Origin of the sequence: Catenulispora pinisilvae (assembly GCF_015356865.1) — a bacterium.
In the GTDB taxonomy this organism is placed as follows: domain Bacteria; phylum Actinomycetota; class Actinomycetes; order Streptomycetales; family Catenulisporaceae; genus Catenulispora; species Catenulispora pinisilvae.
Map to the genome: position 1 here is coordinate 1 of NZ_JAAFZA010000026.1, position 23,306 is coordinate 23,306.

19 protein-coding genes and 3 pseudogenes are annotated in these 23,306 nt (G+C 69.0%); 16 read left to right on the top strand and 6 right to left on the bottom strand.

Translation table 11 applies throughout. The features are described from left to right. Positions 1-134: 134 nt before the first annotated feature. Positions 135-581: pseudogene (locus IZR01_RS09795) on the top strand (YhgE/Pip domain-containing protein); the annotation flags it as partial. Positions 582-721: 140 nt separating this feature from the next. Here the strand turns inward: IZR01_RS09795 and IZR01_RS09800 are convergent. Further along, positions 722-2,365 carry a DHA2 family efflux MFS transporter permease subunit gene (locus tag IZR01_RS09800; protein ID WP_194923662.1) on the bottom strand — a complete coding sequence of 548 codons (1,644 nt, stop codon included), beginning with the start codon at positions 2,363-2,365 and terminating at the stop codon, positions 722-724. A gap of 64 nt (positions 2,366-2,429) precedes the next feature. Here IZR01_RS09800 and IZR01_RS09805 point away from each other — a divergent pair, with 64 nt between their 5' ends. The 5 genes and pseudogenes from IZR01_RS09805 (at position 2,430) to IZR01_RS09820 (ending at position 9,241) form a co-directional block, all read left to right on the top strand. After that, positions 2,430-2,942, top strand: a complete 513-nt coding sequence (locus IZR01_RS09805) for a winged helix-turn-helix transcriptional regulator (protein ID WP_194923663.1) — start codon at positions 2,430-2,432, stop codon at positions 2,940-2,942. Positions 2,943-3,160: 218 nt separating this feature from the next. Continuing rightward, positions 3,161-3,340: pseudogene (locus IZR01_RS54125) on the top strand (SAM-dependent methyltransferase); the annotation flags it as partial. Between the two features lie 470 nt (positions 3,341-3,810). Beyond that, positions 3,811-3,954 (top strand): hypothetical protein, encoded by a 144-nt coding sequence (locus tag IZR01_RS09810; protein ID WP_194923664.1) that lies wholly within the window; start codon positions 3,811-3,813, stop codon positions 3,952-3,954. A 128-nt stretch (positions 3,955-4,082) separates the two neighbouring features. Beyond that, complete coding sequence (locus tag IZR01_RS53090; protein WP_323746964.1) at positions 4,083-6,320, top strand: hypothetical protein; 2,238 nt, start codon at positions 4,083-4,085, stop codon at positions 6,318-6,320. Positions 6,321-6,619: 299 nt separating this feature from the next. Continuing rightward, positions 6,620-9,241: a ligand-binding sensor domain-containing protein gene (locus tag IZR01_RS09820; RefSeq protein ID WP_194923665.1), complete on the top strand. Its 2,622-nt coding sequence runs from the start codon at positions 6,620-6,622 to the stop codon at positions 9,239-9,241. Positions 9,242-9,574: 333 nt separating this feature from the next. Here IZR01_RS09820 and IZR01_RS09825 read toward each other — a convergent pair whose 3' ends face one another. The 3 genes from IZR01_RS09825 to IZR01_RS09835 form a co-directional block, all read right to left on the bottom strand. Next, positions 9,575-10,189, bottom strand: a complete 615-nt coding sequence (locus IZR01_RS09825) for a hypothetical protein (RefSeq protein WP_194891719.1) — start codon at positions 10,187-10,189, stop codon at positions 9,575-9,577. 8 nt (positions 10,190-10,197) lie between these two features. Next, positions 10,198-11,646: an alkaline phosphatase family protein gene (locus tag IZR01_RS09830; protein WP_194923666.1), complete on the bottom strand. Its 1,449-nt coding sequence runs from the start codon at positions 11,644-11,646 to the stop codon at positions 10,198-10,200. Between the two features lie 174 nt (positions 11,647-11,820). Next, positions 11,821-12,192: an ArsR/SmtB family transcription factor gene (locus tag IZR01_RS09835; RefSeq protein ID WP_194891721.1), complete on the bottom strand. Its 372-nt coding sequence runs from the start codon at positions 12,190-12,192 to the stop codon at positions 11,821-11,823. A gap of 76 nt (positions 12,193-12,268) precedes the next feature. On the opposite strand from IZR01_RS09835, the gene IZR01_RS09840 reads away from it, so the two are divergent. The 8 genes and pseudogenes from IZR01_RS09840 to IZR01_RS09875 all read left to right on the top strand — a co-directional run bounded on the left by IZR01_RS09840 (position 12,269) and on the right by IZR01_RS09875 (position 17,056). Then, positions 12,269-12,424, top strand: coding sequence for a hypothetical protein (locus IZR01_RS09840; protein ID WP_194891722.1), 156 nt, complete (start codon positions 12,269-12,271; stop codon positions 12,422-12,424). 33 nt (positions 12,425-12,457) lie between these two features. Next, positions 12,458-12,712 carry a hypothetical protein gene (locus IZR01_RS09845; protein WP_323746091.1) on the top strand — a complete coding sequence of 85 codons (255 nt, stop codon included), beginning with the start codon at positions 12,458-12,460 and terminating at the stop codon, positions 12,710-12,712. Then, a complete protein-coding gene (locus IZR01_RS52235; protein ID WP_194923667.1) occupies positions 12,693-13,052 on the top strand; it encodes a M28 family peptidase in 360 nt (119 codons plus the stop codon). Before IZR01_RS09845 ends, IZR01_RS52235 begins: the two co-directional genes overlap by 20 nt. 19 nt (positions 13,053-13,071) lie before the next feature. After that, positions 13,072-14,550 (top strand): annotated as a pseudogene (locus IZR01_RS09855) (FAD-dependent oxidoreductase). Between the two features lie 329 nt (positions 14,551-14,879). After that, positions 14,880-15,233 (top strand): ArsR/SmtB family transcription factor, encoded by a 354-nt coding sequence (locus tag IZR01_RS09860; protein ID WP_194923668.1) that lies wholly within the window; start codon positions 14,880-14,882, stop codon positions 15,231-15,233. Then, a complete protein-coding gene (locus IZR01_RS09865) occupies positions 15,230-15,967 on the top strand; it encodes an aquaporin (RefSeq protein WP_194923669.1) in 738 nt (245 codons plus the stop codon). Before IZR01_RS09860 ends, IZR01_RS09865 begins: the two co-directional genes overlap by 4 nt. Further along, positions 15,964-16,659 carry an arsenate reductase ArsC gene (locus IZR01_RS09870; protein WP_194923670.1) on the top strand — a complete coding sequence of 232 codons (696 nt, stop codon included), beginning with the start codon at positions 15,964-15,966 and terminating at the stop codon, positions 16,657-16,659. The genes IZR01_RS09865 and IZR01_RS09870 overlap by 4 nt, the downstream gene beginning before the upstream one ends. After that, entirely contained in the window at positions 16,652-17,056 is a 405-nt protein-coding gene (locus IZR01_RS09875) for an arsenate reductase ArsC (protein WP_194923671.1), read from the top strand. The genes IZR01_RS09870 and IZR01_RS09875 overlap by 8 nt, the downstream gene beginning before the upstream one ends. A 303-nt stretch (positions 17,057-17,359) precedes the next feature. On the opposite strand, the gene IZR01_RS09880 is transcribed toward IZR01_RS09875, so the two are convergent. After that, positions 17,360-17,869 (bottom strand): DUF2004 domain-containing protein, encoded by a 510-nt coding sequence (locus IZR01_RS09880; RefSeq protein WP_194891729.1) that lies wholly within the window; start codon positions 17,867-17,869, stop codon positions 17,360-17,362. 233 nt (positions 17,870-18,102) lie between these two features. Then, positions 18,103-20,691, bottom strand: a complete 2,589-nt coding sequence (locus IZR01_RS53095; RefSeq protein ID WP_323746966.1) for an ATP-binding protein — start codon at positions 20,689-20,691, stop codon at positions 18,103-18,105. A 227-nt stretch (positions 20,692-20,918) separates the two neighbouring features. On the opposite strand from IZR01_RS53095, the gene IZR01_RS09890 reads away from it, so the two are divergent. Together IZR01_RS09890 and IZR01_RS09895 are read left to right on the top strand one after the other, a co-directional pair. Further along, positions 20,919-21,503, top strand: a complete 585-nt coding sequence (locus tag IZR01_RS09890; RefSeq protein ID WP_194891731.1) for a UbiX family flavin prenyltransferase — start codon at positions 20,919-20,921, stop codon at positions 21,501-21,503. A 71-nt stretch (positions 21,504-21,574) separates the two neighbouring features. After that, positions 21,575-23,062: a UbiD family decarboxylase gene (locus IZR01_RS09895; RefSeq protein WP_194923673.1), complete on the top strand. Its 1,488-nt coding sequence runs from the start codon at positions 21,575-21,577 to the stop codon at positions 23,060-23,062. The last annotated feature ends 244 nt before the right edge of the window (positions 23,063-23,306 follow it).

Below are 23,306 nucleotides of genomic sequence, written 5' to 3' on the forward strand. Positions count from 1 at the left end.
TCCCAGTGCTGTCGCTGTCACCGCGCCGACTAGCGCAGCCAGAGTGTGGTGGAAACGCCGATCCACTGCGCCCACGACCGTCAGAACACTGAGTCGTCCATGAGTGTCTCGCCGACACCGAAGATCACGGATCGGACGTCCTGGCCTCGGGCAAGGTCTACGGGGCGCTGGTGATCCCGCCGGACTTCACCGCCTCGGTCGGGGCGCTCGCCAGGACGCAGGCCACGGTGCGCCCGACCATCACGGTCCTGACCAACCCGGGGCTGGGCAGCCTGGGCTCGTCGCTGGCGTCCCAGATCAGCCAGGCCGCGGCCCACCAGGCGTCGCTGGCCATCGGCAAGCAGCTGACCGCGGCGGTGCCCCGCGCCGACCCCACCACCCACCTGCTGCTGGCCGACCCGGTGGCGGTGACCACGCAGGTGGGCCACGCCATCGGGCAGTACAGCGGCCTGGGCCTGACCGCGTTCTACTACACCCTGCTGCCAATCCCGGCCGGCTTCGTCGGAGGCAATCTGATCAACTCCGGCGTGGACACCGCGCTCGGCTACGCCGACAGCGAGCTCGGCCCCTGGCGGCGCCCGCCTGATCGCGGTGTCTCCGCAGATCCCAGACGAAGCCATCACCCTCGCCGAAAAGCACGCCCTGGACCGTATCCGCGACAAGGCCGCGGCCAGGAGTTGATCACTCGCCGACCGGTCCGGCGTTCCTGATTGGGCATGGTTCATGTGTCCACTGTTTTCATCGGCCTGGGTTGTGACGTAGCCGGTGTTGCGGGCCGCTGCGGCCTGATGAGCAGCGCGCAGCCGGCGGCGCAAAGCAGCAGGAGAGCAGCGGGGATGATCAGAGTGCTGCGCATCGCGTCGACGTAGCTGCCGGTGAATATGGTGTGGACCAGACGCTGAAGCTGAGTGCGCAGCGGTTCGGGGACGCCGGCCGCGACGGTGGCCCCGCCCGACTGGCCGCGTCCCACCGCGAGCCCGCTGTGCCCGGGGCCTGCAAAGCCGCGCAGGAAGAGGGATTGGTCCTGCGATGGGAGCCCGCCGGCTGCGGCGGCGGCCTTGGACCGCATCCTGTCGGCCAACAAGGTGGCCAGCACTCCGCCGACCACCGCGCTGCCGATCGAAGACCCGAGTTGGCGGGAGGTGTTCAGCATGCCGGCCAGAGCGCCGGTGAACTCCGGGCGTACCCGCCGCAGCGCTTCGGTCGTCAGCGGCGCGAACAGGCAGCTCATGCCGAGCCCGACCAGGCAGTACGGCAGGACGAACGTGAACGGCGTCGCGTGGACGGACAGCGCCGCCATGAGCACGATCACGCCGAGCGCGTAGACCGTGAACCCGCCGACCAGGATCAACCGGGAGCCGATCCGGTCGGACAAGCGGCCGGCGAACGGCGCCAGCATCGCCAGCACGACGCTCAACGGCAGCGCCGTCAGTCCGGAGACCACCGCGCTGTATCCGAGCACTGATTGCATGTTGACCGCGCCCAGAATCATGATGCCCATCAAGGCGAACTGGACGGTCGCGGTGAGCCCGCACAGCAACACGATCGTCTTGTCGCGCAGCACCGCGGCCGGAATCAACGGCTCCTGACCGCGCCTGCCACGCTCCCAGAAGCCGAAAGCCACCAGCAGTACGGCGCCGGCGATCATGATCTCCGGGATGGTCACCGGCCCGCCGGCGACCCGGCCCCAGGCGTAGCGCTGGCCCTCGATCAGCCCGAACACCACGCCGGCCAGCCCCAGCGTGGCCAGCACCACCCCGACCGCGTCCAGCCGGTGCCGGCGGCCCAGCCGCAGATCCGGCAGGACGCGGAAGGCCAGCACGATGCCCGCGATCGTGATCGGCACGTTCACATAGAAGATCCAGCGCCAGTCGACGTACGTGACCAGCACGCCACCCAGCGTCGGCCCGATCACCGCGGCGAGCCCGATCATGCTGTTGTACACGCCCAGGGTGGCGCCGCGCCGTTCGGCAGGCACCGTCGCCGAGATCATGACCAGGGGCTGCGGGACCAGGATGGCCGCGCCCAGGCCCTGGAAGGCGCGCGCCACGATGAGTTCGGTCGGGTTCTGCGCGGCCCCGCACAGCGCCGAGCAGAGCGCGAACACGGCAAGCCCGAGGATGAACAGGCGGCGCTGACCGAAGACGTCGCCCAGCCGGCTCATGGTGATCAGCAGCGAGCCGAAGACGAGCAGATAGGCGTTGTTGATCCACAGCACCTGGTCCAGCCCCGCGTGCAGGGTGTCGACCAGGCTGGGTATCGCGACGTTGACGATCGTGGTGTCCATCAGGACGGCGAACGAGCCCACGCACAGGACCGCCAGCGTCCGCCACGACTCGGACCCGCGATCTGTAGGTCTTCTCATAGGACTGACCATGGCGGACCCAGTTGGTCTCGTCAAGAGACCTACTCGCGGCTAGAGTGAGCGCATGCGGTTGACCAGCCTGTCCGAGATGAACTGCTCCATCGCCCGAACCCTCGACGTGGTCGGCGAGTGGTGGACCCTGCTGATCGTCCGGGACGCACTGCGCGGCGCCACCCGGTTCGACGAGTTCCGGGAGAGTCTGGGGATGGCCCGCGGCGTGCTCTCCTCCAGACTGCACAAGCTCGTCGACCAGGGAATTCTGGAACGCCGCCAGTACCTGGAGCACCCGCCGCGCTATGAGTACACGCTGACTGAGAAGGGGCGCGCACTGGCCCCGCTGATCAGGGCGATGATGAACTGGGGCGACACCTGGGCCGCCGGACCATCGGGCCCGCCGGTCGTACTCATCCACGAGCCCTGTGGCCACACCATGCAACCCCTGTCGATCTGCCCGCACTGCCGCGCAGAGGTGCACACCGACGATGTCCTCTCGACACCGGGGCCAGGAGCGACATCGTCGAAGGCAAAGGCACGCCTGCGTACGTCAGCCCTCGGACCGGAAGATCCTGGCGCCTGACACGTCCTGCAGTCAGCCGCCGATACGACCGACAAGCCGCGCACCGACACCGAACGCCTCAAGCGTCCTTACACCAGCTGATCACCTGCTGTCCGATCGGGCGTTGGGCCTCGGGCGACCAGCCGCCAGCCGCCCCAGCACCGCTTGACCTCGGGTCCGAATCAGTGGACGACAGTAGCGAGGCGAATGCCGAGGCACGCGCTCAATCTCTCAACACGGTGGCTGCCTAGTACAACGAAAGCCGCCCCTCATAACCGTCCACCCTCTTCGACGCAGTCGAGGAGCTCCTGAGCCGTTCGCTGACAGGCGCTCGCGCCGCAGACATCGGCGCGGGCACCGGAATCGCGACCAGACTCGTTACAGAACGGGGCGCCGACGTAATCGCCGTCGAGCCCGGGGGCTCGGGGGAAGAAGACAACGGTGAATATTGTGACATCGCGCAAGGTCGATGCTTGTCAGGTTTCGTGCCACGCACATCTACTACCGACTACGTAGATACCGGGTGTTAGCAGAACCTTGACTATGTAGAGGGTCATATCTAGCATCCGCCGTGCCCGCGACATTTTGTGCGGTTGCGCTCCAAGGAACGCCCCGAATCCGCCAGTGCAGTCGAAGGGGTGCCACCATGCTCCGAGCCCGTACGCGACCCCCCAACACCTCACGTCGCAGGCTGCGATGTCTGGCCGCGGCAATCAGCGACGTTCCTCGTCGTGGGAGTCGCGACATCCGGGCCGGCCTCCGCACGCCAGGCACCGCGAGCAACCGTAGGGCCGATTCTGGACGTCAGCTCCGCGTGCTCGGGCCAGAACCAGGAAGTCGTGCCGTCACCACTGCGGCCTCGACCCCGGCGGGGACGTACCCGATCACCGTGACCACCACCGGAACCACGTCGGTGGTCAACTCGGGTTCCCATTGGGGGTCCTACACCGCCCGACTCGGAGCCACCACGCCGACCAACGGTGACTCCGGCGACCCCACCTACACCCTGTACGACGACGTCGCCGTGCACTGATTCAGGCCCCACCGCAGGGTGTCAGAGGTTGGAGAGAACCCTCCGCACCTGACGTTACCCAACCCCGCGTGCACCCCATGCAATCCGCTGCCGGGCGTGGATCCGCCCGGCCCTAGCAGGGAGTCACTGTGCGCCATCATCCCCCACGTCCGCTGCGGAGCAGACTGCTCGCCGTCGTCTCGGCGGTCGGGCTGATGTTCCTCGGCACCGCGGCCATCGGCACCCCCGCCTCGGCCGCCACCTCGATCACCAACAGTGGCTTCGAGACCGGGAACCTGTCCGGCTGGACCGCCACCGGTGTCACCTCGGTCACCACCACGAATCCGCACTCGGGCACGTACGCCGCGATGGTCGGTTCGACCAGCCCGAGCAACACCTCCTCGATCGCGCAGTCGTTCACGGCGCCGGCGAGCAGCCCATCGTTGTCGTTCTGGTACGACGTGGTGTGTCCGGACACCGTCCAGTACGACTGGGCCACCGCGACCCTGAAGGACACCACCACCAACACCACGACCACGGTGCTGCCCAAGACCTGTGTGAACCCGTCCTCGGGGTGGAAGCAGGTCACGAAGACGCTGACCGCCAACCACAACTACACGCTCACGCTGACCAGCAAGGACGACAACTACCCAGGCGACCCCACGTACACGTTGTACGACGACGTCACCCTTTCCGGCGGCGTTCCGGCCAACGACTTCTCGATCAGTGACAGCCCGGCGTCGGCGGCGGTGAACCCTGGCGCGTCGGCGACGTCGACGATCTCCACCGCCGTCACCTCCGGCAGCGCCCAGAGCGTGACGCTGTCCGCTTCGGGCCTGCCGTCCGGCGCGTCGGCGACGTTCTCGACCAACCCGGTCACCGCCGGCGGCTCCTCCACGATGACGGTCGCGACTGCCTCCAGCACGCCGCCCGGCAGCTACCCGATCACCGTCACCGGAACCGGTGCCTCGGCCACCCACGCGACCACGTTCACCCTGACGGTGAACGGTTCCGGGGGGCCGACGTTGCAGAAGGTCTCCACCGACCCCTACACCGACACCGACGCGCAGCACGCCACCGAGGTCGAGCCGGACACCTTCGCCTACGGCAACACGGTCGTCGCCGCGTACCAGGTCGGCCGGGTCAACGGCGGCGGCTCCTCCAACCTGGGCTGGGCCACCTCCACCGACGGCGGCACCACCTGGACCAACGGCTTCCTGCCCGGCATCACCGTCAACCAGGGCGGCACCTATTCACAGGTCTCCGACGCCTCGGTCGCCTACGACGTCAAGCACAACACGTGGATGGTCGCGGGCCTGCCGATCGACTCCTCCGGCAACGCCGCGGGCGTCCTGGTGAACCGGTCCACCAACGGCGGCACCACCTGGACCAACCCGGTCAACGCGGTCGGCTTCGACGGCCAGGGCTACGACAAGCAGTGGATCGTCTGCGACGACACGTCCACCAGCCCCTACTACGGGAACTGCTACATCGAGGCCGACAACACCTCGCAGGGCAACGCCGAACTCATGTCCACCTCCACCGATGGCGGCCAGACTTGGGGTGCCGCGGAGAACCCCTCCGGCGGTCCGTCCGGGCTGGGCGGGCAGCCGCTGGTGCAGCCGAACGGCACCGTCGTCGTGCCCTTCTCCACGAACGGATCCGCGATCGAGGCCTTCACCTCCGCCAATGGCGGCGCGAGCTGGGGCAACGTCAACACGATCGCGCAGGTCCAGGTCCACACCGCCAACGGCAGCCTGCGTGACGGCTCCGGCCTGCCCTCAGCGGAGATCGACGCTACGGGCAAGGTGTACGTGGCCTGGCAGGACTGCCGGTTCCGCTCCGGCTGCCCCGGCAACGACATCGTGATGTCGACCTCCACCAACGGCACCACCTGGTCGGCGGTCACCCGGATCCCGATCGACGCGGTCACCTCAGGCACCGACCACTTCATCCCGGGCCTGGGCGTCGACCACGCCACCTCCGGCGCCACCGCGAAGCTCGGCCTGTACTACTACGCCTACTCCAACGCCAACTGCACCACCGCGACCTGCCAGATGTCAGTGGGCTACATCTCCTCCGCCGACGGCGGCAGCACCTGGAGCAGCGCGCAGACCGTGGCCGGCCCGATGACCATGGCCCAGATCGCCAACACCAGCCAGGGCTACATGGTCGGCGACTACATCTCCTGCTCGGTCGTGAACGGCAAGGGCGTCGCGCTGTTCGCGGTCGGCAAAACCCCGACCAACGGCCAGGCCTTCGACGAAGGCATGTGGACCGTCGGCGGCGGCCTCGCGATGCGCGGAGGCCCGATCCGGGCTACCACCGGACCGGTCTACGCTACGCCCCAGCATCCGAGGACGCCGGCGCTCGGGGCTCTGAGGTAGAGCTCGGCGGTGATGCCTGCTCACGCCGGCTGAATGACGGCCGTGTCCGTCGCTGTCAACGATGGACACGGCCGTCCGCTGCCTAAGGAAGGGTGCAGCCACTCCGCCCGTAAGCGGTGCTACCGGCCAGTGCGTCGGGACGAGTGAACGGCCGCGGCCTGCCCCGCCGCACGCAATGCCTAGTCAGGACGCTACTTTACGAATTCTTGACCATTCGGGGTCTCTTCAAAGTGCCATTGCACATGGAACGCTGCGCAGGCACAACCTTCATCATCCCTCGAAAGGTTGGGACCCACGGCATGCGAACTGCCTCACGAATCGGTCTGCTCCCGATCGGAGCAGCCTGTGCGGCCCTGGCGCTGGCCCTCACCGGCCCGCAGGCGTCCGCCGCGAGCATCGGAGCCACGCAGAACCACAACCGGCCGCACGCGATCGGCGCCCCCGCCTCATCTACGGGACCCATTCGGGCTGCGGCCACCGGCGGCCCTCCCGGCGACCCCGACGGCGGCGTCGACGACCCTAGTGCCGCAGACAACGAGTACTTCGCCGCACGCAGCGCGCCCGGTGTCGTCGCCCCCGGCGCGTACGGGGCAGCGTGGCAGCAGATGCAGTCGATGCCGCACTACGGGCCGACGTGGAAGTCGGTCACCACCACGCCCTACAACTCCGACGACCCGCTGTACCGCGACTACGACTCCAACTCCTCCGGCGGCGCGGGCGACGTCACCGGCCGGATCACCGGCATGGCCGCGGACAACGCCGGGCACGTCTACGCCGGCGGCGCCAACGGCGGCGTGTGGCGCTCGGCCACCGGCGGCGGCAAGTGGACGCCGATCTCGCAGTCGCTGCCCGCGGCCTCGACCGGTGACCTGGAGCTCGACTCGGCCGGGCGGCTCTGGTACGCCACCGGTGAGGCGAACACGGCCTCTGACACCTTCACCGGCTCCGGCGTCTACGTGCTGGCGCACCCGGGCTCCGGCCAGTTCAGCACCGCTGACCGGGTCGGCGGCACGGAGCTGGAGTCGACCAGCATCCGCAAGATCCGCTTCATCGGCGACACGGTCTACGCGGCCACGACCCGTGGCCTGTACTCGCACTCGCTGAGCAACTTGCACGGCGCGTGGAAGCTGGAGTTCGCGCCGAACCCCACCTACCTGCCCGGCGGATCGCAGGCCGCTGATCCGGCCGCGCCGTACAAGAACATCGTCAACGACATCACCGCCGACCCGAAGGACCCGACCAAGCTGATCGCGGCCATCGGCTGGCGCAGCGGTGACACCTACAACGGCTTCTACACCAAGTCCGCCGGCACTTGGACGCGCATCACCACCTCGCTCGGCGATCTGCCGACCGCGGCCGCGAACGTCGGCGCGGTGACCTTTGCGCGGTCCACCGACGGCTCCAAGTTCTACGCCATCAACCAGGACCCGACGAAGATCACCAGTGCGCAGTCCACACTCGGCGGCGTCTACGTCTCCGACGGCACACCGTTCGGCCCCTGGCACCTGGTCGCGGACTCGCCGAAGCTGGAGGCCTCCGGCTCGGCCGAGACCGGCGCGACCTACAACCCCGGCGTTCAGGCCTGGTACAACCAGTTCCTTCAGGTGGACCCGAACGACCCGAACCACGTCTACATGGGCCTGGAAGAGGTCTACGAATCCCACGACGCCGGCGCCACCTGGAACACGGTCGGCCCGTACTGGAACTTCACCTACCCGTGCTGGTCGATCGACCCGACCAAGGAGACCGGCACCTGTAGTCCCACTACTCACTCCGACCAGCATGCTGTTGCGATCGGCAGCATGGGTGGCAAGAGCTACGTCGTGGTCGGAAACGACGGTGGCGCCTACAAGCGGCCGCTGAACGGGACGCTGGACTCCGGCGGCCACGCCGCAGACTGGCAGTCGCTCAACGACGGCACGATCGACACCCTTCAGTACTACTCGGTGGGCGTCGGCGCCGACCCGAGCGGCAAGGGCGTCGCGGTCTCCGGCGGCCTTCAGGACAACGGGCAATCGATCCTGCGCAACGGGGCCACGGTCATGGGCTCCAACTTCGGCGGCGACGGCGGAGACACCCTCGTCGACCCGGCCAACGGCTGCAACATCGCCGAGGAATACACCAACGAGTCGATCTGGGTGACCAACGACTGCGGCCAGAACGTCAGCACCGACCCCTCGACGGCCACCGAGTACAACGTGCCGCCGAACGACGGCGTCAACGGCACCGCCCGCTTCACCGCACCGTTCACCGCCGACATCAAGAACCCGAATACCTGGGTCGCCGGCGGCCAGCACATCGCGGTGCAGACCAAGGGCTTCGCGATCCGGGCCACCTCGGACTGGACCGACGTCTACGACCTCGGCGCCGGCCACCTGGCCTCAGCCGTCGCCTCCTCCGGCGGCAAGATCTACGCGGCCTGGTGCGGCGGCGGCTGCAACAGCGTCGGCTTCAGCCGCGGCATCGCGGTCGGCAACGCCGACGGCACCGGCTGGCACCAGCTGAACCTGCCGGCCGACGGCAGCGTGATCCCCAACCGCTACCTGTCCTCGATCACCATCGACCCCAACGACGCCAACCACGTCTACGTCGCGGTCAACGGCTTCTCCCGCATGTGGACCGAAGGCCCCGGCGCGGGTGTCGGCCACATCTTCGAGAGCCACGACGGCGGCGCGACCTGGAAGGACATCTCGGGCAACCTGCCGGATGTCCCGGCCGACTCGATCCAGATCCTGCCGCACGGCGGCATCGCGCTGGCCACGGACCTCGGTGTGTTCTACGAGGGCCCGCATTCCCACATCTGGAGCATCCTGGGCAATGGCCTGCCGACCAACGCCACGCTACAGCTGAAGCTCGGTCCGGACGGGTACATGTACGCGGCCACGCACGGACGCGGCATCTGGAAGATTCGGGTGCCGTAAGGCTGGGCTCCCGCTTCTGCTAGTAGCGAAATGACGAGTGCGGCGTTCCCCGCCATGGGGAACGCCGCACTCCTCGTTCCGGACTCCGAGGATGACCCTGACCGCGCAGTGGACCCCCTGCGCCCCGGCACGGTCACCATTACCGGCGCCTCCGTATGCGACACGACAGCGCTGGTCAGACCGCAGACCGCCACGTACCGCGCGGACAGGAACAGGAGCGCAGGCACGATCAGGTCGTCGATGTCGGTGCCGGCGAACAGCCCGGCCGCGGCTGCGACAGTCCTGGAGATCTCGCCTACGACTGAAGAACCTGCCGTCGGCGGGTGTGCGGCGTCAGTCGAGTTCGATGTTGAAATCCCAGACGGCGACCACGTGCCCGTCCTCGCGCAGCGTGATCTGCGCCGCGCCGGAGGAGAACGTGCCGCGCACGACGAAGTCCGCCGTGCCACCGGCGGTTGCGGCGGCCTGGGCCACCCCGACCGGGGTCAGGGCGATGTCGTTGCCGTGGTCGTCGCGCGAGGACAGGTCGGTGGTGGTGACCTTGACCGTGCCGGTCTTCGTCGCGACCCGCAGGGTGATGGTGCCGGCCACCTGCGTGGGCATCGTGGCCGGAAGCGGGGTCGGCAGATCCTCGGTGGGACCGAGTGCGGTGATCGTGCCGGTGCCGGACGGCAGCGTGACCGCCACGGCCGAGCCGACGGCGACCAGTTGCGGGTGCGACTCGTCGGCGGATGGCGTCAGCTGCGTCTGCGGGGCGCTCGGGATCGGGACGGCGCCGAGCTTGTTGATGACATCCGTCGCCGACTGGTCGGACGAGCTTTTCGCGCTGGAACAGCCGGCGGCGAGCAGCGCGACCGGAACGGCGGCCAGGGCGACGGCGAGGCGGCGGACGCCGGACCGGCTGAAGAAGCCGGTCCGGCGCGAGGCCGCGATGTGCGGGGTGTTCACTTGGTTCCTCAGTGGGCGTAGACGCTGCCGGCCGGGATCACCGGACGGCCGACGTCGGTCACGCCGGCGACCGCCGGGTAGGTGATCGAGCCGGACGGCGCCGGGGGCAGGGCACGGCCGGACGGATTGTTGTAGACGTCGCCGCCGAAGGGTCGCAGCCCGTCGGCCGCGGCGTAGCCGAGGTGGCCCTTGCCGTCGGTGCCGCCGTGCTTGACGCCGAACAAGTCCTCCATGCTGCGCAGCCAGCTGTAGTGGTTGTACGGCTGGGCGCTCACCGAGCCCGGCTTGATGAAGCGGGAGATCATCACCGCGCCGGTGATGCCGCCGCCGGGCGTGGTGTCCTGGCCGAAGGCCTGATCGCCGGGCTGCGTGGTGTTCGGTCCGGGCAGCTCGTCGCAGCACGCCACCACCGACTGCGCGGTGTCGGTCGGGGTGTTCAGGCCCGAGGCCGGGGGGTTGCCGGTGTAGTCGCCGATGGAGTTCCCGTACATCTTGTAGGGCGGGAACGCCTCGTCGAAGACGATCTGGATCAGGCCGTCCTTCTGGAACGCCGGGGAGGCCATGATCTCGGGGATCACCTTCTCCAGGAACAGGTCCGAGGCGTACAGGCCACCCTGGTGGTTGTTCGGGTCGCCGGAGAGGTTGTCACCCTGGCAGGTGGCATCGTGCGCGTCCGAGCAGTTGTCCGGAGTGATCCAGGAGAAGGCCGGCGTGGTCTTGATGGACTTCAGATCCTGGGCCATGCCGCTCTCGGCCGGGTGGCCGGCGGCCGCCGGCAGGCCGTTCAGCGGCACGACGTCGGCGCAGTCGCGCGGGTTGTCGGACAACGAATGGAACCACGCCGCCGGGTTGTGCTTGGGCACGTACTGGTCGGTCGGGGTCGCCCCGCCCGGGTCCGGGACGCCGGCACCCGAGGGGTCGCCGGGCACGCCGCATGCGTAGGCGTTCTCACGGGTCGGGGTGTTGCCCATGTCCTGCGCGTAGATCTTCCACGGCACGTGCTTGTCGTCGAGCTGGTTGAACAGCGTCTTGGTCGACGCCGGGTACACGCAGCCGGAGGAGGCGTTGACCTGGCCGTCCGCGGCCGGGGTGCCGGGGGAGACATTCTTGTAGGTCGGGCAGTCGTTCTGGTTGTCCGGCGCGGGCGCTTGACCGGCGACCAGACTGAGGTAGTTGTCCAGGCTGTAGTGCCCGGTGCCGTAGTACTGCGTCAGCAACGCGCCGTAGGACGGCAGCGTCTTCCACAGGTAGCTGTTCTGGTTCAGCCCGGAGAAGGTCGCCTCGTAGGACTTGTTCTCCAGGATGATCGTCCAGACGTGGCCGATCTTCGGCGTCTTACCGTGCTGGGAGTCGGCCTGCGCGGTGCCGCTGGTGGTCACCACCATCGCCGCGGCAGCGCTGAGGGCCAGCAGCCCGGCGGCGAGTTTTATGCGTGGCTGTCGCCCGGGACGTCTCATCCAGTCTCCTCGGTACCGTCCGCTCCATGCTCCGTCAGCACGGATACCACGCGCAGTATTCAGGACTGATACGCGTATTGCCAGATCAAAACCTGACAGGAGCCTGATGGCAGCCCATGTTCACTCTGCATTGGTTGGACGGGCGCGACAGCCCGGCCGCTCTACCGCTGCCGCTCAGACCGCGGCGGGCCCGGTAACGAGCAGTCCAGCCAGAGCGGACATCCTCTCGCGCACCGCGGTGTAGTAGACCCAGGTCCCGCGCCGCTCGCCTTCGATCAACCCGGCCTCACGCAGCACCTTGAGGTGGTGGCTGATGGTCGGCCCGGAGACGTCGAAGCCGACGTTCAGGTCGCACACGCAGGTCTCGCCTTCGGGTGCGGAGGCGATCTGGGAGAGCAGTTGCAGACGGATCGGGTCGCCGAGGGACTTGAAGGCCGGGGCGAGGGCGATCGCGTCGGCGGTGGAGATGGAGTGCTCGGCAAGGGGCTCGCAGCACGGGGCGGAGGTCTCGGCCTCCAGCAGCGGCAGCTCCTTCTGTTTCGACATGCCTCTAGATTGACAGATCTCGAAACAGAGGGCAAGCTGTGGCTACTTCGAAAAACTTCGAGACAAGGGGCATCCCATGTTCCGCCGCATCATCAGCACCTCCAGCAAGGCCCACCGCGATTTCGGCGTGAAGTTCTGCGACGGCTACGGCGTCACCACCCGGGCCGAGCGCTCGGCCCGCCGCCTGGACGCCGCCCGTACGTCGGCTGCGGTGAAGCTCCCCCGCGTCTGACCCGTCCTATCCATCGTCCGCACCATCGAACACGTGAGGAGCAAGGACGTGAGCGAGGAGACCACGGGCGCCGTCGGCGGCTTCCAGGGCGACTTGGCCGACGCGTTCAACCCGGCGGCCGGCACCGGCTGTTGCGGATCCCCGGCCGCCAACACCGGCGTCGGTACGCCGACTCTGACGAGTGGACCGTGTTGCGGCTCCGCCGCTGAGGCCAAAGCCGAGGGCGCCTGCTGTGGCTCGACGGCCAAGGCCGAGGCGGTCGCCGAAGGTGCGGGCTGCTGCGGATGAACACCCAGACCACCGGCCCGGCGCCTCGGACAACGCCTCCGGCGTCGCGGTGGCCCTGGACGCCGCGCGGCTGTTGAAGAACTGCCTCCCGCAGGGCATCGGGCTGTCGATCGCGCTGCTCGACGGCCAGGAGATCGGCACGCTCGGCTCGGCCCACCACGCCACCCGACTGGCCGCCAAGGGCCGCAGTCCGCTGATCATCAACGTCGACAGAGCCGGTGAGCTGAACGGATCGGTCGCCGTGGCGGCCGGCGGGACGGCCATGCCGATCCTGACCGCGATGGCCCGACCGGATCATCGACACAGTCATCGGATTCGCACGTCACAGCGTGCACGCTGAGCAGAACGGAGCCACCGGCATGAGCCAGGCGCAGACAGAGCTTCCAGTCGTGGTGATCGGTGCGGGACCGGTGGGTCTGGCCGCTGCCGCGCACCTGGCCGAGCGGAACATCGATTTCCTGGTCCTGGAGGCCGGGAACCAGATCGGCGCCGCGGTGCGGCAGTAGGGCCACGTGCGGCTGTTCAGCCCGTGGCGCTACGACGTCGACCCCGCCGCCCGTGCCCTGCTGGAGCCGAGCGGCTGGGCTGCACCGGATGAGAACGCCTCGCCTACCGGCGCGGAGCTTGTCGAGCAATACCTGGCACCACTGGCAGCCACGCCGCAGATCGCCCCGCACCTCCGGTTCGGGCACCGGGTCGTGGCCATCAGCCGGGTCGGGGTGGACCGGGTCCGCTCGCGCAGCCGCGAGTCTGCGCCATTCCTGCTGCGCGTCAGCGTGGACGGCATCACCACCGATCTGCACGCCCGCGCGGTCATCGACGCCTCCGGCACCTGGGACACCCCCAACGTCGTCGGCGCGTCCGGACTGCCGGCGCACGGCGAGGCCGAAGCGGCGGCGTTCATCAACCACGCGCTGCCGGACGTCCTCGGCGCCGACCGTACGACCTACGCCGGCAAGCACGCACTCGTGATCGGGGCCGGGCACTCGGCGGCGAACACGCTGCTGGTCCTGGCCGACCTCGCCGAGGCCGAGCCCGGCACCCGCATCTCCTGGGCGATCCGTACCGGCTCGGCCGCCCGCAGCTACGGCGGCGGCGAGGCTGATGCGCTGCCGGCCCGGGGTGCGCTGGGGACCCGGCTGAAGAAGCTGGTCGCCGACGGCCGGATCGAGCTGGTCAACCAGTTCTCGGTGCAGGCCATCAGGACCCTGAGCAACGGCCGTGTCGAGGTGGAGAGCGTCGATGCGCGCGGGGTGAAGAAGGTAGTGACCGCCGACCGGATCGTGGCCGCGACCGGCTTCCGTCCCGATCACTCGATCGCCTCCGAGCTGCGCCTGGATCTGGACCCGATCCTGGGCTCCACCCGCACGCTCGCGCCGCTGATCGACCCGAACGAGCACTCCTGCGGCACCGTGCCGCCGCACGGCGTGGACGAGCTGGCGCATCCCGAGCCGAACTTCTACGCCATCGGCATGAAGTCCTACGGCCGCGCCCCGACGTTCCTTCTGGCCACCGGCTACGAGCAGGCCCGCTCGGTGGTCGCCGCCTTGGACGGCGACTGGGGCGCCGCCCGCGATCTCCGTCTGGAACTGCCGGAGACCGGGGTCTGCAACACCACGCCGCCCGGCGAGGAAGGCGAGGCCGGCGGCTGCGGATCGTCGTGCGGCACCGCCGAGCCGGTGAGTGTCGGGCTGGCGACAGGGATTGCGGGCGGGTTGCTGTCCGAGGCGCTGCCGCCGGCCCAGGACACCGCTGCCTGCTGCGCGAGCGAGCCCGTCCTGGTGCAGGTCGGCGTACCGGCCGAGCACGACAGCGGGACCGGGTGCTGCGGCAGCTGAGCTTGACGTCTATGTCGGGGGCCGCGTCTTCACGCGGTCCCCGACGAGCGTTGACCGACTATCGATGGCGACTGGTCGCGGCTTTGGCCATCAGCGAGACCGTCGGCCATGGCGTGCTGTTCCACGCCTTCTCAGTGTTCTTGGTCCCGACGGCCCGGTCACGCACAGCTACACCCAGCCCATGGTCGCCTCCGCCGCCTGTTGCTTGATCGGCGCGGTGGCGATGACGTTGACCGGTCGGCTGTGACCGCGCGCCCCGCACCAGGAGTTCAACCGACGTTCGCCAAGCCCGTTTGCCTCGATAGATAAACCACTGTCAATATAGACACATGTCGAAGAATGAGCTTCTGGTGGTCCAGGAGGCATGCCACACCGCGCTGGTCGCCGAGCCGCTGAGCGAGATCGAGTCCGAGGGGCTGGCGCACGTGTTCAAGGCCCTGGCCGACCCGGTGCGCCTGCGCCTGTTCTCGCTGATCGCCTCGTTCGACGGCGGCGAGTCCTGCGTCTGCGACCTCACGCCCCACTTCGACGTGTCCCAACCGACGATCAGCCACCACCTGAAGGTGCTCCGCGAGGCCGGGCTGGTCGACTCCGACCGCCGCGCCACGTGGATCTACTACAGGGTGCGGCCCGCCGCCCTGGCCCAGTTGTCCTCGCTGCTCGCTCCGGCGGCGACCAGATGACCGCGCCGCTGGCCCGCCGAATCCTCGCTGAGTTCCTGGGAACCGCGCTGCTGGTCACGACGGTGGTCGGGTCCGGGATCATGGCGACGAACCTCTCCGGCGATGTCGGGCTGCAATTGCTGGCCAACTCGACCGCGACGGTGTTCGGGCTGACGGTGCTGATCCTGATCTTCGGGCCGGTCTCGGGTGCGCACTTCAACCCGGTCGTCACCCTCGCCGACTACGTCCTGTCCCGCCGAACCGGCGGCGGGACAGATCCTCGGTCGGTCGCCGCCTACATCCCGGCACAGATCGCCGGCGGTATCGGTGGCACGGTGCTGGCGAACCTGATGTTCAACCTGTCCGCGATCACCGCCTCGACACACACCCGCTCCTCCGGGCACCTGTGGCTCGGCGAGACGGTGGCGACCGCCGGACTGGTCCTGCTGATTTTCAGCCTGGTCCGGACGGGACGCAGCTCAACGGTGATCGCCCCGGCGGTCGGCGCCTATATCGGCGCCGCCTACTGGTTCACCTCGTCCACGTCTTTCGCGAACCCGGCCGTCACGATTGCGCGGGCGTTCACGAACACCTTCGCCGGGATCGCGCCCGGCTCGGTCGCCGCCTTCGTCGCCTTCCAGGTGGTCGGTGCCGCGATCGGGGTGGTCTTGGTGGCGGCGCTCTACCCGGTCGCAAAACACGCCGACGCCGAATCCCCGGCCCAGGCCGAGCAGGTTCCGGCGGCCGCGACATGAGCTTCGACGACCTGCCCTTCGGACCCGACGACCTGGAGCGGGCCGAGAAGGAACTGTCCGAGATCGCGGACAGGCTCGCGGAACGCTTCCGCGGCACCTTCACCCACGCCACCGTCGAACGCTACGTCTTCGAGTCCTACCAGGCCCTCGCGGCCAGCGCCCGGCTGGCCGCGTTCCTGCCCGCCCTCACCGAGCGGTTCGCCGACGACCGGCTCGTGGCCCTGGCCTACGCGCAGAAGCCCCCGGTTCGCCCGGTCCCGCAGGTGCTGTTCGTCTGCGACCGCAACGCCGCCCGCTCCCAAATGGCCGCCGCGCTGCTGGACATGCAGGCCCGGGGCCGAGTGAACACCCGCTCCGCCGGCTCCCGACCGGCGGCAGAGCTCGAACTGGGGGTCCTCGAGGCGATGGCCGAGATCGGCGCCGACATCTCCGCCGAATACCCCAAGCCACTCACCGACGAGTTCGTGGCCGCCGCCGACATCATCGTCACCGTCGGCTGCGACGACGCCTGCCCGGTCCTGCCCGGCAAGCGCTACCTGGACTGGAACGTCCCGGACCCCGAAGGCAAGGACATGGTCGAGGTCCGCCGCATCCGCGACGAACTCGACCTGCTCGTCGCCGACCTGCTCACCTACCTGCCGGAAGCCGCAGACCGCGGCACCGACGACCCGAAAGGCACCCCCGATGTCTGAGAACAAGCCCTCGGTGCTGTTCGTCTGCATCCACAACGCCGGCCGCTCCCAGATGGCCGCCGGATTCCTCACCCACTTCGCCGGGGACCGCGTGGTGGTCCGCTCCGCCGGCTCCGCGCCCGCCGATCAGGTCAACCCCGCCGTGCTTGAGGCCATGAACGAGGTAGGCATCGACCTGTCGGCCGAGACTCCGAAGATCCTCACCGACGAAGCCGCCCTGGCCTCCGACTACATCATCACGATGGGCTGCGGCGACGCCTGCCCCGTCTACCCCGGCAAGAAGTACCTCGACTGGGTCCTGACCGACCCCGCCGGCCAAGGCGTCGAAGCCGTGCGCCCGATCCGCGACGAGATCGAAGGCCTCATCAAGGGCCTGATTGACGAGATCGACGCATAGAACGCGACGGTCTGAGACGTGGCCCCGGATATATCAACCACTATCCCGCCGGGGGGCACATGTAGTTGTTGCAGAATCCGGTGGGTCAGGGCCGTCGGCCAGTTCGGCCGAAGCCGACGGGCAGGCTGCCGGCGATCTGAATTGACCTGGCCCCGGGGGATAGCTGGAGAGGGTTGTCTCAGTTGATCTGGTCCTGCCGCGGTGAGCCCGGACGCCGCTCCGGCTCGACCGCCGACACGGTATCGGCCGCCCGGTCCCAGATCCTCGCCCGGGTTCGCGGGCCGCGTAAACGGGACCACCGGTTCAGCTTTCCCAGTCGATCACGCCGGTGAACACGCTGTCGGCATCGAACCGTACGGCAAGAACCTCGTCTGAGCGGCCCGCATCGACCACGAAGTCCATCCAGTAGGCCAACTGCCCTTCGTCCGTGACATGGAAGACCAAGGATTCGACCGCCAGCGCGGCGACCAAGGCATCCGCCGACATCGCTCCGTTAGTGAACGCGGCCAGGATCTCGCCCATGACGGGTAGGCCGAGTTCCTCCACGTGGAACTCGATGAACTCCCGCACCTGAGACCCCGTGCACAGCTCGTCCACCAGAGCAGCGCGAGCCGCAGTCTCCACGGCGGGAAAAGCGTCGAGTACCGGTGCTACTCCGATGAGCAGGTCTTCGTTCGCGGCGACCTCCGCGAAGATGCTCAGCCACAGGGGCGTGGTCGCGTCCTGGACGCCGATCGTGACGTTGCCGCCGAAGCCGGTCTGGGTGTCGACCGACAGCCTCCCGGCCTGAGCCGTCACGATCTCGCGTTCCATCGGTGCCCCTATCCGTCGGGCGAAGAAGCTATCACTCCTTCGCGTTCACTGAGAACGGATGAAGCGGCCCCTGGCGGACCAGATCGTTGGAGACTCCGAGCGAAACGGACCACATCACTCAAGACGCGGGCCAGATCGTCCGAGACGGGACAGCACGGCCGGAGTGCACGAACTTCGCCACATCGCTGCGGAACGCGGCTGCGACGACCGGCTCGGAGGATCGCGGTTCAGAATCAGGGGTTCTCCGGTTCGTTCGAGGTGGCCGGGCCGTGAGAGCCGTCAGGATCGCCCGTGTCGACGCGGTCTGATGGACGCCACGCGTTGGGGTCGTCCACGTCGTCCACGTCGTCCACGTCATCGAGGTCATCGCTCGCGCCGATAGCGGCGAGCAAGGTCTCGGCCTCGGCCACGAGACGCCGAGCCATGCGCTGGTCGCCCAGGCGCGCGGCCGCGATCGTCCGTAGGGCGCGGGCCTGCTCGTAGGCGTTGCCGCGGGCTCGGGCGATCTCCAGGCCCTGCTTCGCGGCCTGTTCGGCCGACGCGGTGCGGCCGGCTGCCAGGTGGGTGCGGGCCTCGTCGATGAGGAAGGCCATTTCCCCCTGGTGGCCGTCGGTCTCGACCACGCCGCGGGCCTGCTCGTGGTGCTCGGTGGCTGCCTCGGTGTCGCCGTTCCGGCGCAGTGCGACGGCCACCGCGTTGTGGGCGTTGGCTTCCAGTTCCCGGTGGCCGAGCAGTCGGGCCTGGTCGATGGCCTGGCGGTAGTGCTCGATGGCGGGGGCGAAGTGTCTGCGGGCGACGTCGATGTCCCCCAGGCGGACCGCGGCCAGGGCCCGGCCCACGTCGTACCCCGTGGTTTCGAACGTCTTCTGGGCGGTTCGGGTCAGCTGCTCGGCTTCGTCGGGACGGCCGAGTCGCAACAGCAGCATGGCGTAGCCGGTTCTGGCCATGCCCGCGCCGGTCGGGTTGCCGGCCGCGTCGAAGGCCGCGATGGCCGCTCGGGACGCGGCGGCCGACTCGTCGAGCTGCCAGAGGTCTCCGGTCGTCAGGGCGAGGGCGTGCAGGAGGCTGCCGTGTGCCGGGACCGTCGGGTTGTGGCGGGCTACCTCGGCTCCGGTGCGCAGCGCGGCCAGGGCCGCATCCGTGTCGCCCGCGCGGCGGTGGCTTACGCCGAGGACGAGCAGGGCCCAGGCTTCGTCGTCGGGGCTGCCGACGGCTCGGGCCGCGGCCACGGCGAGCTGGTTCATCGCGACCCATTCCTGGGTCCGGCCGGCGCGCTGGAAGTACGCGTACGCCTGCCGTGCCAGCGCGATGGTGTGCTGAGGGGCGCCGTGGGCCAGGGCGTCCCGGGCCGCGCCGAGGAGGTTGTCGATCTCGCGGTCCAGCCAGGCCTCGGCCGCGTCCCGGTCGGCAAAGTCCGGGGTGTGGGCCGGCGGATCGGGCTCGAAGGCCGAGGCTGCGGCGGCGGCCTGGGCCTGGAAGGGGTCGAAAAGCTGAACGGCTCGCTTGACGCAGTGCAGGTAGTAGTCGAGGATCCGGCGCTGCGCAGTCTCGCGGTCGGAGACTTCCAGGCTCCGCGTGTAGTCCCGGGTGAGGTCGTGCAGCCGGTATCGCGTGGCTCCGCACGGCTCCAGCAGGTGTGCGTCGGTGAGTGCTTCCAGGACGTCTTCGGCGTCTTCCAAGCAGACGTCTGCCGCGGCGGCGGCCACGAAGGTGTCGACCACCGGACCGGGAGCCGAACCGAGCAGGGCGAACAGATGCCGCGCCCGGACGTCGAGCTGCTCCGCCGACAGAGTCAGAGCCGCGACCACCCCTCCGTCGCCCGCGTCGAGTTCGACCAGACGCCGGCTCTCCTGTCGCAGACGGTCGGCCAGCCGTTGGGCGGTCCAGGTGGGACGGTGGTTCAGGCGTGCCGCGCAGATCCGCACCGCCAGCGGCAGATAGCCGCAGAGTTCTGCGATCTCCGCCCGCGCCGCGCGTTCGGCCTCATCGTCCCCGGCCGAGGCCGTGCGTCGATCGGTGGTGACCACGGTCAGCAGTTCGACGGCCTCCGCGGGCGAGAGCACATCCAGTGACAGCGAGCGCACGTTCTCCAGCCCGATCAGGCGGCGACGGCTGGTGATCAGCATCGTGCTCGAATCCGTCCCGGGCAGCAGCGGGTAGACGTGCTCGGCGCTCCCGGCGTCGTCCACCACGACCACCGACCGGCGGGCGGCCAGCTCGGCCCGCCACAGAGAGGCCCGTGCGTCGGGATTGTCGGGGATGCGCTTGGCCGGTACACCGACAGCGAGCAACAGATTCTCTAAGGCGCTGTGGGTGGGGAACGGATCCCGGGAGCCGTGCAGGTCGACGTAGAACTGTCCGTCGGGGTATTGATCCACCAAAAGGTGGGCCGCGCGGACCGCGAGGGCTGTCTTGCCGACGCCGGGCATACCGTCGATCACCCAGACCCCGCGACGGTCCAGCAGTAGTTCCGCCTCCCGCGTGCGTCCGACGAAGTCCAGGGTGTCGCGGGGCAGGTCGTTCCGCGCCGTCGGCGCCGTGACGGACCCCGGCCCGTTGCGGGCCGCCTCCCACAGGTGCCGCACTGGCTCAGGATCGCGGCCGACCAGATGGCACAGCGCCTCGGCCACTGGCCACGGCGGCAGCGAACGCCCGGTCAGGTAGCGGGACAGCGACGAAGAGCTGGTGTGCAGCGGCCGTTCGAGTTCGCGCAGAGGGCGCTGCGACGCCGTTTGCATGCTCCGGAGTTCGGCAGCAAGCCTCGCCGCCGGATCCTCGCCGGACGGCACCCACCGCGATGCTCCAGCCCCGTTCTCACCCACCGCGCCACCTCCCGGAAGCGTCGACCCCCGCCATGAAGATCCGGACGAACCCTAGTGGACCTTCGTCCCGGAGCGCCGGGCGGACGGTCTGTCCCACCTCTGTCCCGTACCTGTCCCACATACTGACGGATCGGTTGCCCGCACCGGCGACGATGATCAAGACTCTCGTGCGTACCGCGGGACGACGACCGGCCACAGAATCTCCGATCGGCTTGAGGAGCACGCTTATGCACGGCATATCCCCGATCGGGGATCCGAAGCGCCTGGTGGTGGGGATCAGCGGCGCGACGGGGATCGCTTACGGGATCAAGGTTCTGGAACTCGCTCGCAAAGCCGGCGTCGAGACCCACCTGGTCGTGACGCCCGCCGGGCAGCAGACCCGCGCCTACGAAACGGACCTCGACGCCCGCGACCTCGCCGGCATGGCCGACGTCTCCCACCGGCCGGCCGACATCGCCGCGGCGATCGCGTCCGGCTCGTTCCGCACCGCCGGAATGATCGTCGCCCCCTGCTCCGCCAGGACCCTGTCGGCGATCGCCTACAGCAACGGCGACAACCTCCTGACCCGGGCCGCGGATGTGACGCTGAAGGAACGGCGGCGGCTGGTCCTGCTGGTCCGCGAGACGCCGCTGACCCTCGGGCATCTGCGGGCGATGACCGCCGCGACCGAGTCCGGCGCGATCGTCATGCCGCCGGTGCCGGCCTTCTACCTCCGACCCGACAGCGTCGAGGCGATCGTCGAGCACACCGCGGGCCGCGCGCTCGACCTCCTCGGCATCGACGTTCCGGACCTTCCCCGCTGGGGCGAGTAGCCCCGAGCGGTCCGCCCACCCGACCTATCCCCGGCTCCTCACCGCCGGATCGAAATGGAAGCGACAAGACCATGACGCACTTGAAGAGCCTGCGAGAGTTCATCGCCGCACTGGAGGAGATCGGCGACGTGCAGAGGATCGACGCCGAGGTCGACTGGAACCTCGAAGCCGGAGCGGTCATCCGGCGGTCCTACGACCTCCTGGCCCCGGCGCCGCTGTTCACCAACCTCACCGGATATCAGGACACTGGGTTCCGCCTGTTCGGCGCGCCCGGGGCGCTGAGCTCCGGCGAGCACCGGTTCGCACGGATCGCCCTGGCCGTCGGGCTGCCCGCGGAGGCGACCGGCCAGGAGATCGTGGAGGCCCTGGCGGCGGCGCGTTCCAAGCCCGGCATACCGCCGGTGGTAGTGGACGCGGCTTCGGCGCCGTGCAAGCAGAACATCATGGTCGGCGACGACATCGACTTGTTCGCGTTCCCCACGCCGCTGATCCACGGCAACGACGGCGGACGGTACCTCCAGACCTATGGCATGAACATCGTCCGCACGCCCGACGGGTCCTGGACGAACTGGTCGATCAACCGGATGATGATCGCCGGCCGGGACACGCTCGCCTGCCTGATCCCCGCGCCGCAGCACCTCGGCATCATCCGCGCCCTGTGGGCCGCCGAGGGCAAGCCGATGCCGATCGCGCTGGCGATCGGTGTGGAGCCGGGCCTGCCGTTCGTCGGCGGCATGCCGATCCCGCAGGGCGAGGACGAAAGCCACTACCTGGGGGCCCTGTTCGGCGAGGGGATCGAACTCGTGCCGGCGCAGACCGTGGACCTGCTGGTCCCGGCGACCGCCGAAATGGTCGTCGAGGGCTACATCTCCCTGGACGAGACCGTCATGGAGGGTCCGTTCAACGAGTTCCCCGGCTACATCGCCACCGACGCCTCGCCGAAGGCGCTGTTCCGGGTCACGGCCGTGACCTACCGGGACGACGCGATCCAGCCGGTGGTGGCTGCCGGACCGCCGGTCGAGGAGGACCACACGATCATCGGCACGACCAGCGCGGCGGAGATCCTGTACCTGCTGCGCGAGGCGGACCTGCCGATCGCCTCCTGCTGGTACAACTTCGAGGCCGCGGTGCACTGGCTGACGATCTCGGTACGCGGCGACTGGCACGAGACCTCGAAGCTCTCGTCGGCCGAGCTGATCGAACGGATCGCGGACGTCATCTTCGCCGGCAAGCCGTCGGTGAACGCCCCGAAGATCCTGGTCGTCGAGGACGACGTCGACATCACCGACCTGAGCCAGGTGGTCTGGGCCTTCGCGACCCGCTCCCACCCCGAGCGCGGCGAGTTCCATTTCCCGCACAAGGTGAGCATGCAGTTGGCGGTCTACCTGTCGGAAGAGGAACAACACACCTTCATGGCCGGCAAGGTGATCTACAACTGCCTGCTCGCCGACCTCTTCCCGAACGGCACCCGGCCGGTGAAGGGCAGCTTCGAGAACGGCTGGCCGGCGCAGATCCAGGAGCGGGTGCTCACGAGTTGGGAGGCGTACGGCTATAAGTGATCCGAATCCGCTCGATCACCTTCCGACCATGGGCCGCTTGCCTGAGGGCGCCGAGAAGTCCGTCCGGGCCGGCCGTCCGCTTGTGCTATGAAGCGCCGAGCGGCGAGCACGTGGAAGATCTGAGTGCTGCGACGGGACGCGCCAGGGCATCACCGCCGGACGCTGTCTACTCACCAGGTTGCACAGGCAGTACCGGTGCGGGGCACCAGCAGTGAGGGGCCTTCAAGCTGCTGTCCTGTGGTGA